Origin of the sequence: Qipengyuania pacifica (assembly GCF_019711555.1) — a bacterium.
GTDB classification, from domain to species: Bacteria; Pseudomonadota; Alphaproteobacteria; order Sphingomonadales; family Sphingomonadaceae; genus Qipengyuania; species Qipengyuania pacifica.
Genome location: NZ_JAIGNQ010000004.1, coordinates 275352 through 288895 on the forward strand (window position 1 = coordinate 275352; position 13544 = coordinate 288895).

At 62.5% G+C, this 13544-nt stretch carries 7 protein-coding genes; 5 read left to right on the plus strand and 2 right to left on the minus strand.

Features of this window, described 5'->3' with window-relative positions:
• Nucleotides 1–19: 19 nt before the first annotated feature.
• On the minus strand, nucleotides 20–2074 hold the full coding sequence (locus tag K3177_RS14030) for a glycoside hydrolase family 97 protein (protein WP_221598736.1): 2055 nt from the start codon (nucleotides 2072–2074) through the stop codon (nucleotides 20–22).
• Nucleotides 2075–2207: 133 nt separating this feature from the next.
• On the opposite strand from K3177_RS14030, the gene K3177_RS14035 reads away from it, so the two are divergent.
• Nucleotides 2208–3506, plus strand: a complete 1299-nt coding sequence (locus tag K3177_RS14035; protein ID WP_103024144.1) for a sugar MFS transporter — start codon at nucleotides 2208–2210, stop codon at nucleotides 3504–3506.
• A gap of 117 nt (nucleotides 3507–3623) precedes the next feature.
• Nucleotides 3624–7520, plus strand: coding sequence for a PAS domain S-box protein (locus K3177_RS14040; protein ID WP_221598737.1), 3897 nt, complete (start codon nucleotides 3624–3626; stop codon nucleotides 7518–7520).
• Nucleotides 7521–7567: 47 nt separating this feature from the next.
• Here the strand turns inward: K3177_RS14040 and K3177_RS14045 are convergent, their stop codons facing one another.
• Nucleotides 7568–7984 carry a response regulator transcription factor gene (locus K3177_RS14045; protein ID WP_103024199.1) on the minus strand — a complete coding sequence of 139 codons (417 nt, stop codon included), beginning with the start codon at nucleotides 7982–7984 and terminating at the stop codon, nucleotides 7568–7570.
• Between the two features lie 164 nt (nucleotides 7985–8148).
• Between K3177_RS14045 and K3177_RS14050 the strand changes: the two genes are divergently transcribed.
• The 3 genes from K3177_RS14050 to K3177_RS14060 all read left to right on the plus strand — a co-directional run bounded on the left by K3177_RS14050 (nucleotide 8149) and on the right by K3177_RS14060 (nucleotide 13542).
• The gene (locus K3177_RS14050; protein ID WP_221598738.1) at nucleotides 8149–8748 is read left to right on the plus strand and encodes a TetR/AcrR family transcriptional regulator; all 600 of its coding nucleotides are present in this window, start codon (nucleotides 8149–8151) and stop codon (nucleotides 8746–8748) included.
• 225 nt (nucleotides 8749–8973) lie between these two features.
• Nucleotides 8974–10302, plus strand: coding sequence for an efflux RND transporter periplasmic adaptor subunit (locus K3177_RS14055; protein WP_247714504.1), 1329 nt, complete (start codon nucleotides 8974–8976; stop codon nucleotides 10300–10302).
• Nucleotides 10303–10353: 51 nt separating this feature from the next.
• On the plus strand, nucleotides 10354–13542 hold the full coding sequence (locus tag K3177_RS14060) for an efflux RND transporter permease subunit (protein ID WP_221598739.1): 3189 nt from the start codon (nucleotides 10354–10356) through the stop codon (nucleotides 13540–13542).
• Nucleotides 13543–13544: the final 2 nt, after the last annotated feature.

Sequence of the window (13544 nt, forward strand, 5' to 3'; positions counted from 1 at the left end):
GCGGCCGGACGTCGCCGGCCTAGCTTGCCGGACGGAGAGATAGGGCAAAGCCCCCGCCCGCTTCCATCGCTAGCGTCAAAGTGTCGCCGCCGATGATCTCGCGTGTTTCTCGAACCATGGCAAAAGGATCGCCGTCGATCCCGCCGCCCTTGCCGTCACGCCAGATTTCTGCGGTGTAGCGCTTGCCCTTTGGCAGAAAAGACAGATCGATCGGGATTTCGCGGCGTTCGGCATCCGTAACGCCGCCCACCCACCAGTCTTCACCGCCGCGATGCTGGCGCGCGACGATCGCGTATTCGCCGATGTCGCCCGCCAGGACGCGCGTCTGTTCCCAATCGACCGGGACCTGTTCGATAAAGGCCAGCGCATCGGGATGCTTCGCGTAGTTTTCCGGCAGGTCGGCCGCCATCTGGAGGGGCGAGTAAATCACCACGTAATCGGCTAGCTGGCGGGCCAGCGTGTTAGGGATGGCTCGGCCGTCGCGGCCTTCCAGACTGACGATGCCCGGCGTCAGGTCGAACGGACCCGAGAGCATGCGGGTGAAGAGCAAGGTCGGTTCGTGCTCGGGCGGATTGGGCGGCTGACCCCAGGCGTTGTATTCGGTCCCCCGCGCACCTTCACGGGTGACGAGGTTCGGGTAGGTCCGCCTGAGGCCCGTATCCTTGATGGGTTCGTGGGCATTGATGGCTATGTGGTGCTCCGCGGCCCGTTCAGCCACGTGGACGTGATGGCGGGCCATGTATTGTCCGTCATGGTATTCCCATTGCTCCGTCCCATCGGGATCTTCGCGCAGGACGCCGCCGGCGTCCGCGACATAGCCGGTTTTTACCGAATGAACGCCATAGCGCTGGTAGTAATCGAAAGCCTTTTCGAGCTGGCGTTCGTAAAGCCCTGCATTCCCTGCAGTTTCATGGTGCCCCATGATCTCGACGCCCTTTTCGCGCGCGTATTTCGCGATGCGGTCCATGTCGAAATCGGGATAGGCTACGGCGAACTGGAAATTGCGTCCGCTCTCGCTCCACCAGCCTTCGTTCCAGCCTTCTACAAGGACCGAGCCGAAGCCATGGTCGGCTGCGAAATCGATGTATTCGAGTACGTTATCGGTGGTCGCGCCGTGCTTGGGCCCCGCGTTCCAGCTCCATTTGTCGAGATGCATTCCCCACCAGATGCCAACGTATTTCTGCGGTTTGACCCAGCTGACATCGCCCAACCGGTTGGGCTCGTTGAGGTTGAGAATTATGTCCGCGGCCGCATAAAGCGCCGGCGCGTCCTCGCCGATCAGGATGGTCCGCCACGGCGTTTCGAAGGGCGCTTCCCGCCGGACCTTCCAAGGCTGCGAGGATGGAGCGAGGCGGGTGCGGAAGCGTTGGTGGTCGATGCGTTGCAGCCAGAAGGCCGAATAATCGATCAGCGACGCTTCGTGGAGCGCGATGTGAAGGCCGTCCGAGCGGCGGAAAGTGATCGGCGAATGGGCCGTGCCGACCTGATTGGCCGGGGTGTGATTGTAGAGATATTCGTAACGATTCCATTCACCTGCGGGGATCCACCAGGCTTCCGCATCGCCGGCAATCGCGAACTCGGTAAGCTCTTCATCGATCATCACATCGGTGAGCTGAGGCTGATCGGGAAAGGCGAAGCGGAAGCCCAGACCGTCGTCGAACACCCTGATAGTCATGTCAATCGAGCGTTTGATCTTGCCCTGTTCGGTCAGCCGAACACGCATTTCATTGTGTTTATCGACGACCAACCGGCTTTCGCCCCAAGGCTGTTCCCACGTTTCGTCTGCACTGGAGCGCACCGGATCGCCGAGCGTGATGCCGCTGCCCCACTTGCCCGCGCCGCGAAGCAGGAAACCCAGTTGCGAGGCATCAATGACCGGCGCCCCGTCGCGGTCGACGGAATAGGTCGGCGCGCCGTCCACTGTGGTCAGCGCAAAGCAGAGCCGCCCGTCGGGCGAACATTGCCGATGCGAGACATCGTCCTGCGCGGCAAGGCCGCCTGCTGGAACGAGCACGAGGAACAAAGCGCCCAAGGCCGCCCGTCCACCACGATTGCGCAAATATGACCCGATCATCTCTACCTCCTGAAACGAGGGCTAGGCGTTCGCACGGCGCGGGGCCAGAAATTTCGTGCAACCGGTTACATTCTTGGCTATCCGATGGCGGATAAGGCCCGTCGGACGGGGCACACCTGGGAGGAATGTAGAGATGGCACTGGCCCCTGATGTTGCAGCGAGCACGGATCCTGCGGCGGTTGTCGAGGATGGCGAAGGGATCAAGGCGCCGGGTCTCAACTATTTCGTCTTCGGCCTGTTCTTCATCTTCGGCGGCATCACGTCCCTGAACGATGTGATCATCCCCAAGCTGAAGGAGCTGTTCACGCTCAACTACACGCAGGCCATGCTGGTGCAGTTCTGCTTCTTTGCCGCCTATCTCGTGATCGGCATCCCGGGTGCCAAGCTGGTCAAGAAGCTGGGCTACATGCGCGGCGCAGTGGCCGGCCTTTTGACCATGATGGTCGGCTGCCTGATGTTCATTCCCGCCAGCCAGAACGCCACCTACTGGGTGTTCCTGCTTGCCCTGTTCGTCCTTGCCAGCGGCGTGGTGATCGTCCAGGTCGTCGCCAATCCGCTGATCTCGCTGCTGGGGCCGCAAAGCACGGCGCACAGCCGCCTCACCTTTGCCCAGGCCTTCAACTCGCTGGGCACCTGGGTCTTCCCGCTGATCGGCTCGGTCGTCATTCTGGGCAGCCTTGCCAATATCACTGCCGATCAGCTCTCGGGCGCCGAGCTTACCGCCTATCGCCAGGCGGAAAGCGAAGCGATCTGGCAGGGCTATCTGGGTGTTGCCGCCCTCATCGCGCTGGTCGCGCTGGCCGTCTGGCTGTTCCGCAATCGCCTGCAGGGCGAAAAGCACGAGGCATCGAGCGGCTTTGCCGGTCTCGACCTGCTGAAGCGCAGCCGGTTCGGCTTCGGCGCGCTGTGCATCTTCCTCTATGTCGGCGCGGAAGTGTCGATCGGGTCGATCATCATCAACTACCTTGCCGAAGATCGCGTGCTGGGCCAGCCGGAAAGCGTGATCGGCTGGATGATCAGCCTCTACTGGGGCGGTGCGATGGTGGGCCGGTTCATCGGCTCCTACTTCCTGCGCCTCTTCTCGCCCGGCAAGATCCTCGCCTTCAACGCGACCGGTTCGATCCTGCTGATCCTGATCAGCGCCAACAGTTCCGGTACGCTGGCCGCCTACAGCCTCCTTGCCGTGGGCCTGATGAACTCGATCATGTTCCCCACGATCTTCTCGCTCGCCTGCGAAAAGCTCGGCTCGCGCGCGGCGGACGGATCGGGCATCATCAATGTCGCGATCTTCGGCGGCGCGGTCGTCCCGCTGCTGTTCGGCGTCCTCGCCGATACCACCGGCAGCCTCCCCCTCGCCCTCACCCTCCCCGCCATCTGCTATGCCATCATCGCCAGCTTCGGACTCTTCGCGCGAAAACCCGCAACAGCGTGACCGCAAGGGGGCGGCGGTGCGGCGCCCCCTCCGGAAAAACAGGTAGCGGCCGCCTGCCTGGCCGTTAACCAAAGTGAGGCACAGCAGCCGGAATTCTACCGATGGAATTTCCGGAATATGGCCAGACCCAATCGCAATGACCTGATTGCCATCATCGCCGTCGCGTGCCTGTTCGCGATGCTGGCATATCTGGGCATGACGCTGATGCGCGCAAGCGAACGCATCGCGCTGCTGTGGATCCCGAACGCCGTGGTGGCAGCCCTGCTGATCCGCAGCCGGTCGGACAGCCGTGTCTATTTCATCCTGGCCTGCGCCGCGGCGGATCTGGCGGTGAACCGGATGATCGGGGACGGATGGAGCATTGCCATCGCCCTGTCGGTGGCGAATGCCGCGGAGATCGCCGTGATCGTCTGGGCGATGCAGACGTGCTGCGGCAAACATCCCGACGTCAACGATATCAGGACGCATGGCTGGTTGCTGGTATCCGCGCTGAGCGGCGCCGGCGTTTCGGCCACCATTGCCGCGCTGGCATTGTCCGGGGGCGATGCAGCGACGTTCTTCCAGCAATGGGAGAGATGGGTTCTGGCCGACGGGCTGAGCCTGCTGATCATTCTGCCGCTTGCCCTGATCGGGATTGACGCGTGGCGTGAACGCCGTTTGCCGCCCAGGCATAGCCCGGCCGAATGGGCTTCGATGATTGCGATCGTCATCTGCGGCAGCATCGTCGTCTTCGCCCAGTCGCAATATCCGTTTCTCTTCCTGGCATGTCCGCTGGTCCTTTATGCAGCTTTCCGGACCGGGATGAACGGAACGGCCATAGCCGTGCTGATCGTGACCGCAATCGCATCGATTGCCACGTCCCTGGATACCGGGCCGATCACGCTGGTGCGCGGGTCCATCGAAGACAAGCTGTTCGCTTTCCAGATCTTCCTCGCCAGCAATTTTGCGATCGGCCTGCCTGTCGCCGCCATGCTGGAAGGGCGCATCCGCGACCGGGACCTGATCCGCCAGAGCCGGGACGACAAGCAGGAAATCCTCGATCACATCCGCGAAATCATCTTCCGCACGGATGAGAACGGTCGGTGGACCTCGCTCAATCCCGCATGGGAAGCGCTGACGGGCTATACCGTCGAGGAGTCGCTGGGCTGGCCCACCACGAAATTGCTGGTGCCCGAGGATTTTGCAGCGGCAGGTCAGATCTACCCCGCCCTCGTGAGCGGAGAGCTTCGCGAAACGACCCTGACCCAGCGTTTCATCGATAAATGGGGCGCCTGCAGACATATCGAGGTCAGCATCCGGCGAGCAACCGACGAGCGCGGACGATTTTCCGGGACAATCGGAAATATCCGCGATGTGACCGAGCAGATACGTCAGGAAAAGGCCCTGTCGGATAGCGAGAAGCGATTCCGCACCCTTGCCGAATCCGCCCCCATCGGGATTTTCCAGGCGAACGGTCAGGGGCAATTGACCTTCATCAATCCTTCCTGGGCGAACAAGGTCGGCAAAACCGTCGACGAAATGCTTGGGCGTGGATGGGTCGATGCGCTGGCATCGCTCGAGGCGATACAGGCCGACCCGCCGTTCAGGGGTTTCGAACCCGGCATGGTCCGGCGGCGTACCCTGGAATTTCGGGCGCCGGACGGATCGAGCCTGTGGATGGATACCTACAATACGGCCGAGTTCGACGAGAATGGTGCCGTGACCGGATATTACGGCGCGGCTGTCGATATCACCGAGCAGAAAGAGGCGAGCGAAAAGCTGGAGGCCAGCGAAAGCCGCTTTCAGGCCCTGGCCAATCTGGCACCTGCGGGCATATTCCGCACCGATACCGAAGGCCGCTGCACCTATGTCAACGCGGCGTGGCTGCGTCTTTCCGGGCTGGAACCCGATGAATGGCAGGGCGACGGCTGGGCCCGCGCAGTACATCCCGAGGATCGCGACAGGGTGCATGCGGAATGGACCGGTGCGGTCGAAAGCCGGACGGAATGCCGTCTGGAGTTCCGCTGGCTTCATGGCGACGGGTCGATCGTGTGGGTCGACACCATCGGACGGCCCGAATTCGACCAGACCGGACAGGTCACCGGCTTCATCGGCGTGAACATCGACGTGACCGAGCATCATGAAGCCATCGCCGCCCTGGCCCGGCGAGACGAGCAACTGACCCTGATCACCGAAAACATCACCGATGCGGTGGTGCGTCTCGACCTGAAGGGGACCTGCGTTTACGCCTCGCCATCGGCTAGGGATCTGTTCGAACTGCCGCTGAGTGCGCTGATCGGATCCAACCTGCTGACCGGATTCCATCCGGACGACGATGCGAGCGTTCATGACGCTTTCGCCGGATTGGCAGATGGCAGCAGGAAACGTGCGCTGATCGCGTTTCGCGCGGCTTCGGTGGACGAGCCCGAGACCTATCGCTGGATGGAGGCCAATTGCGCGCCCGTGCACGATCATCGCACCGGGCGGCCGGTCGAAATCATCGCCTCCATCCGCGATGTATCGCACACTAAGAAACTCGAAGCCGAACTTCGCGCAGCCAGGTTGGCGGCGGAAGATGCCGCCACGGCCAAATCCGCGTTCCTGGCGAACATGAGCCACGACATTCGCACGCCGATGAACGGCCTGCTTGGCTTCACCGAGCTGCTGAAAAAGACCGATCTGAGCGACCGGCAGACGGATTACGTGCGCCTGATCGACGAATCCGGACGCGGCATGATGCAGTTGCTCAACGACATCCTCGACATATCGAAGATCGAGGCGGGGCTGATGCGCGTGGCGCAGGAACCGGTGGACGTGCGCCACAAGCTGACCGGCGTGGTGCGGCTGATGGAAGCCGTAGCCAGGGAAAAGCAGGTCGCTCTGGAACTGGATATTGCCGACGACTTTCCGAAATGGGTGGTCGGCGACCGCCTTCGCTTGCGGCAGATCGCACTCAATCTGGTGGGCAATGCGATAAAGTTCACAGCGCACGGTACGGTCAGCGTACGCGTCGCGCCCAGTGCGTGCGGTACCAGGTTCGAGCTGTCGGTCGCGGACACCGGCATCGGCATCGCGCCCGATCATCTGGAAACCATCTTCCATCAGTTCACGCAGGCCGATGGATCGACCGCCCGCAAATATGGCGGTTCCGGCCTTGGCCTGTCCATCACCAGCCAGCTTGCCGAACTGCTGGGCGGCGAGGTGACGGTGGAAAGCGAAGTGGGCAAAGGCTCCACCTTCCGCGTGACAATGCCGCTGGTTCCCTGTGACGCGCCGCGACACGAAGAGGATGTGGCGGGAGAATGCGAAGACCGTACAGATGCGGCGCATTCCCCCATTCGCCTGCTGATCGCCGAAGACAATTCGATCAATCAGGAGCTGATCGCGGCCATGGTGCGACAGGCCGGATACGATGCCACCATTGTCGAGGATGGCAGTATTGCGATCGAACGCGTGATCGCCGCGGCGCAGGACGAGAAGCCGTTCGATCTGGTTCTGATGGACGTGCAGATGCCGGGAACGGACGGGCTAACTGCAACCCGCGAGTTGCGTAATCGAGGGTTTGGCCCGCAAGACCTGCCGATCATCGCGCTGACTGCCAATGCCTATCCCGACGATATCGCCCGGTGCCGGGCAGCCGGAATGCAGGCGCATATCGCAAAGCCGTTTTCGTATCGCGACCTCACCAGCAATGTGGAACGGTTTGCAGACAAGGCGGGGCGGATGGCGGCCGAAGCCGGCGTTTCGATCGATCCCGGTGTCTCGAACACGGCGCGGCTTCGCAATCGCTATATCAAGCGCAAGAACGACCTGCGTGAACTGATCAGCGCCATCGACGACAGCAATGTCGAAGAGCGCTGGCCCGAACTGGCGAGTGCCCTGCACCAGATTGCCGGCGTGGCCGCCTATTTCGGTGATGCGCATTTCGGCTCACTGGCGTCGCAAATCGAGCATGAGCTGGGCGAGGCGAGCGAAGCGGAAAGCCGCCTGGTGCTCGTCTCGCGCAGCCTGTCGGTTCTGGACGAAGCGGCCTGAAGGTGTGGGGGCAGGCCCGCCCTGCCCCGGAATATCCTGGAATGGGATCAGATGGCGCGGGCGCCGGCCGGCCTTTTTTCGAGTGCCTTGCGATCATGTGCTTCGGTCAACAGCACGTCGACCGTTGCGAGGAGTTTCTTAGGATCGAAGGGCTTGCGCATATATTCGTCGGCCCCGGCATACATGGCGAGGTCTTCATCGGATGCGCTGACACGGGCGGTGAGCATCAGGGCCGGGATTTCCCAGAGATCATAGTCGATGCGCATCTGGCGAACGATCTGGACCCCGGTCATGCTGGGCAGGCTGCAATCGAGGATGACCATGTCCGGGCGCTTGGCCCGGATGACGTCGAGCGCAGCCGCCCCATCCTGAACCACACCCACGGCGTGTCCAGCCTGAATGAGAGTGTCCCGCACGATCTCGGCGACGATCTCGTCATCTTCAGCGACGATTATCCTGGGCATGCAGCATCTCCTTACTTGCGTAAGCGCTAGCAACAATATGGTATAGCAGATGCTTAGGCGCCCTACGGGAATACACGTGCAAGTGCGGTAAAGCCGCGCTCAGCGGACCGGGGCCGGGCGCGAAACGCCTTGAAAACCGGCGCGCATTTTCTATACTCTACGGTATGGAAAAAGTCGCAAGCCGAGGACGTCCCAGAGAATTCGATACCGAGCTGGCCCTTGGCGCGGCGCTGCGCGTGTTCTGGGCCAAGGGGTACGAGGGCGCTTCGCTTTCCGATCTCACCGACGAAATGGGCATAACGCGGCCCAGCCTCTATGCCGCATTTGGCAACAAGGAAGCGCTGTTCCGGCAGGCGCTCGACCTCTACGAACGCGACAAGCTGACCTATATCGGCGATGCGATCGAGGCGCCCACGGCGCGCGGCGTTGCCGAGCGCCTGTTGATGGGCTCGGTGGATGCCGCAACCACGGGCGACTGCAAGGGCTGCATGGGCGTGATCGCCTCGGTGGCCTGCCAGAGCGTGGAGCCTTCGATCAGGGACGATGTGAACGCACGGGCGGAATCCTCCCGGCGGGCGATCATCGCGCGCATGCAGCAGGCGATCGACGCCGGCGAATTCGGCGTGGCGACCGAGGCGGAGGCGATCACGCGCTATCTGCTGGCAATCATGCAAGGCATCTCGGTCCAGGCCCAATCGGGTGCGAGCCGCGAAGAGCTTTTGCAAGTTGCTGATTCTGCATTACTTTCTTGGCCGTCTGCCTGACGGACATCCAGATCTGCGAAAATAATATCGGTCGGTACAGAAAAATACCTTGACCTGAACGCAGCATTACATACTTATCGGTACAGATTGTTGGTCGGGCCGACTCCCGTCGGTCACGCGTGATGATATGTGCACGCCCGATCCCGGAATAATTGCGAGTTCAATTTCGAAAGCCGCGCTTTCGAAAGCGATGTCGTGCGGCATAACAAGATCAGGGAACAGCGTATGTTCGATACCCCCTTCGACAGGTACCATGACGAAGCAGCGGCAGAGCGCCGCGAGCAGGAGCAGTTCGACGAGCGCGAACAGGACGGCGGCTACGATCCGGCAGAGGTGACGGCACGCCAGCCGAATTCGCGGTTGATGCGGGTGTGGATCGGCGTGCTGATCGTCCTTGCCGCGATCACCGCGTGGTGGGTCCTTGGCGGCGGCGCACCTGCGCCCGCAGCAGCCCCCCTGCCCGTGGTCACCGTGGCCACACCGCTGCAGAAGGAAATCACCGAATGGGACGAATTCGTCGGCCGCTTCGAAGCGAGCCGCCGTGTCGAAGTCCGCCCGCAGGTGTCGGGGCAGATAACCGCCATCCACTTTACCGACGGCCAGTTCGTCCGGCAGGGTGCGCCGCTGTTCACGATCGATGCGCGAACCTATCGCGCCTCGCTGGCGCAGGCACAGGCACAGGTCGCTCAAGCCACCACGGCGCTTGCCCTCTCGCGCGACAATCTGGCCCGTGCGCAGCGGCTGGTCGAGGACGACGCGGTTGCCGCCAACGAAATCGACCGGCTGAAAGCGGAGGTGCGCAATAACGAGGCCGGCCTCGCCGCGGCACGGGCGCTGGTATCGGCCCGCGCACTGGACGTGGGGTTCACCACGGTCCGCGCGCCGATCTCCGGGCGGATTTCCGATCGCCGGGTCGATGCAGGCAATCTGGTGTCGGGCAGCGGCGGTTCGCAGGCCACCCTGCTGACGACCATCAACGCCGTCGATCCGGTCTATTTCGAATTCACCGGATCGGAAGCCTTGTTCCTGAAAGCCCAGCGCGAAGGGCTGGACAAGGGTACGCCCGTGGAAATCCGCCTGCAGGACGAGACCGAATATACCTGGTACGGCAAGCTCGATTTCACCGACAACGGGCTCGACGATGAATCGGGTACGATCCGCGCGCGCGCACTGGTCGACAATCCCGACGGGTTCCTGACGCCCGGCCTGTTCGGCCAGATGCGGCTGGCCACTGGCGGCACGCACAAGGCGATGCTGGTTCCAGATACCGCCATCACGACCGACCAGACACGCAAGCTGGTTCTGGTGGTGCAAAAGGATGGAAAGGTCGCCGCACGTTCAGTCGAGTTGGGGCCCCAGATCGGCAATCTGCGGGTGATCGAGAGCGGCCTGAAGCCGACCGAGAAGGTGGTGATCAAGGGCGTCCAGATGGCCATGCCCGGTCAGCAGGTTTCCGCGCAGCAGGGGACCATTGCCCCCGCCCATGCCGAGACACGCATGGCCAAATCGCCACCGGCAAAATTCCGCGCTGGGGCTGCGACCTTCGCCGAATAACCGGCCCGGTTCCCGCCTGACCAATCCGCAATTCACACCCGAGGTGCGTCCATGCGACTGTCACGTTTCTTCATCGATCGACCGATCTTCGCCAGTGTACTGGCCGTCCTGATCACGCTGGTCGGAGCCATTTCATATTTCTTCCTGCCGATCAGCCAATATCCGGACATCGTCCCGCCGACGGTGACGGTCACAGCCGTCTATCCCGGCGCATCGGCGGAAACGGTTGCCGATACGGTCGCCAATCCGATCGAGCAGGAAATCAACGGCGTCGATGGGATGCTGTACCAGTCCAGCGAATCCACGGGCGATGGACGCATGACGATTACCGTCACCTTCGCGCCCGGAACCGATCTGGATGATGCGCAGGTGCTGGTTCAGAACCGCGTCGCCATTGCCGAGGCCCGGCTACCCGAAGAAGTCCAGCGGCTCGGCATCGTGACCCGCAAGACGACGCCCGACTTCCTCATGGTTGTCAATCTGGTGTCGCCGGACGGGTCGCTCGATCGCGAATATATCTCGAACTACGCCCAGACGCGGATCAAGGATCAGCTCGCCCGGCTCGAAGGGGTCGGCGATGTGCAATTGTTCGGCCAACGCGAACTGGCGATGCGCGTCTGGATTGACCCGGGCCGCGCCGCCGCCCGCGGACTGACCGGCAGCGACATCGTGCGCGCACTGCGGGCGCAGAACGTGCAGGTCGCAGCCGGCACGCTGGGGCAGCAGCCAAGCCCTGAAAGCGCCTTTCAGCTCAACGTTGAAACGCAAGGCCGCTTCACCGATCCATCGCAGTTCGGTCAGGTCGTCATCCGCACGGATGCGCAAGGACGGCAGATCCGCGTCAGCGATGTCGCCCGCGTCGAAATCGGCGCGACCGACTATGCCACGTCGGCCTATCTGAACGACATGGATTCGGTCATCTTGCCCGTATTCCAGAAGCCGGGTTCCAACGCTTTGGAGGCGGCCGAGGGGGTCAAGGAAACGATGACCCGCCTTTCGGAATCCTTCCCGCAGGGGATGGAATACCGCATTGTCTACAATCCCACCGAGTTCATATCGCAGAGCATCGACGCCGTCCTGCACACATTGCTGGAAGCGATCGTGCTGGTAGTCCTGGTGATTGTGGTGTTCCTGCAGAAGGCCCGCGCATCGATCATTCCGGTGCTGGCGGTACCGATATCGCTGGTGGGGACTTTCGCCGTGCTCGCCATGCTGGGCTATTCGCTCAACAATCTGTCGCTTTTCGGACTGGTGCTCGCGATCGGAATTGTCGTCGACGATGCCATCGTCGTGGTCGAGAATGTCGAGCGCAATCTGGAACAGGGGTATTCCCCTCTCGAAGCGGCCCGCCGATCCATGGACGAGGTCGGGACCGCCCTGATCGCCATCGTCCTGGTGCTGTGCGCCGTGTTCGTCCCCACACTGTTCATGGGCGGATTGTCGGGCGAATTCTACAAGCAGTTCGCGGTTACGATTTCGGCTGCGACAGCCATTTCCCTGTTCGTGTCGCTGACGCTCTCGCCGGCCCTTTCGGCCCTGCTGTTGCGTCCACATGAAGATCTGCCCGCCGATGCGCCGCGCTGGCGGCAGGGGCTGGACCGTGCCGGGCAGCGGTTCAACAATGCATTCGAACGGTTCAGCGACTGGTACGCCCGCCTGACGGCGCGGCTGGTCGCCATGCCGCGCAGGATGATGGCGGCCTATGCGCTGCTGATCGGCCTTACCGCCCTAACGCTCAGCGCGACGCCAACCGGCTTCATTCCGCAGCAGGATCAGGGCTATTTCGTGTCCGTCATCCAGCTCCCGCCCGGGTCGTCGACCACGCGAACAGATGCCGTGATGAAGCAGGTGGCCGAGCGCGTCCTGCCGATCGAAGGCATCAAGGGCACCGTCATACTGTCGGGCTTCGACGGCACGACGCAAACGCAGTCCGCAAGTTCGGCGGCCGCCTATTGGGTGCTCGACGAATTCGAGAACCGCAAGGGTAGCGGCAAATCGATCGACGAACTTATCGCTGCCGCGCAAGCCGCCACTGCGGACATCAACGAAGCACGCCTGATGATCGTTAAACCGCCCGTGATCCAGGGGATCGGTTCGGCGGGGGGCTTTCGCATGATGCTGAAAGCGGATTCCGGCCAGGACTATCGCGACATGCAGCAGGTCGCCAATGAGGTCATTGCCAAGGCGAATGGTCAGGAAGGTCTGGCCGGTGTCTATACCTTCTTCGACACGGGCACGCCCCGCGTGAAGACCGATATCGACCGCGACAAGGCCCAGATGCTGGGCGTGGCCCCGGCAGACATTTTCGATACGCTTTCGGTCTATCTCGGCAGCGCCTTCGTCAACGATTTCAACCTGCTGGGCCGCACGTACCGAGTGACCGCACAGGCGGAGGCGGACTATCGCGACGATGTGAGCGACATTGCCGGGCTCCATGCCCGCTCGGCCAATGGATCGATGGTTCCGCTCGGCTCGCTTGCGACGTTTACGGACACCACCGGGCCGTACCGCGTATCGCGCTACAACCTCGCCCCTGCCGTGGCCATCGATGGCGATACGGCGCCGGGCGGATCGACCGGTCATTCGCTGATGACCATGGAAAAGGTCGCGTCGACGACGGTTCCGCAAGGCTATTCGACCGAATGGACGGGCATTGCATATCAGCAGGCCACCACCGGCAATACGGCGGCCTATGTCTTCGGACTGGCGGTCCTGCTCGTCTTCCTGGTGCTGGCCGCACAATACGAGAGCCTGATCATGCCGCTGTCGATCATCCTGATCGTGCCGATGTGTCTGCTGGCGGCAATGGCCGGGGTGAACCTGATGGGCATGGACAACAATGTGCTTACACAGATCGGCCTTGTCGTCCTGATCGCCCTGTCCGCGAAGAACGCCATCCTGATCGTTGAATTCGCCCGCCAGGGTGAGAAGCTGCACGGCCTTTCGCCCGCGGCTGCCGCAGTGGAAGCGGCACGCACCCGCCTGCGGCCGATCCTGATGACCAGCTTCGCGTTCATCCTGGGCTCCGTCCCGCTGGTAATTGCCACCGGCGCCGGGGCGGAACTGCGCCAGGCGCTGGGTACGGCGGTATGTTTCGGCATGCTCGGCGTCACCGGGTTCGGACTGGTTTTCACTCCCACTTTCTATGTGGTCTGCCGCGTACTGGGCGACCGCGTGGCCGAGCTGCGCAGCCGCTGGAGCCGAAAGGCACCCGGCCTTACCGCGCAGCCAGCCGAATAGGA

Coding starts and splice junctions, on each gene's coding strand:
- K3177_RS14055 (WP_247714504.1), top strand. CDS start 8,974: ATGTTCGATACCCCCTTCGACAGGTACCATGACGAAGCAGCGGCAGAG.
- K3177_RS14060 (WP_221598739.1), top strand. CDS start 10,354: ATGCGACTGTCACGTTTCTTCATCGATCGACCGATCTTCGCCAGTGTA.
- K3177_RS14035 (WP_103024144.1), top strand. CDS start 2,208: ATGGCACTGGCCCCTGATGTTGCAGCGAGCACGGATCCTGCGGCGGTT.
- K3177_RS14030 (WP_221598736.1), bottom strand. CDS start 2,074: ATGATCGGGTCATATTTGCGCAATCGTGGTGGACGGGCGGCCTTGGGC.
- K3177_RS14040 (WP_221598737.1), top strand. CDS start 3,624: ATGGCCAGACCCAATCGCAATGACCTGATTGCCATCATCGCCGTCGCG.
- K3177_RS14050 (WP_221598738.1), top strand. CDS start 8,149: ATGGAAAAAGTCGCAAGCCGAGGACGTCCCAGAGAATTCGATACCGAG.
- K3177_RS14045 (WP_103024199.1), bottom strand. CDS start 7,984: ATGCCCAGGATAATCGTCGCTGAAGATGACGAGATCGTCGCCGAGATC.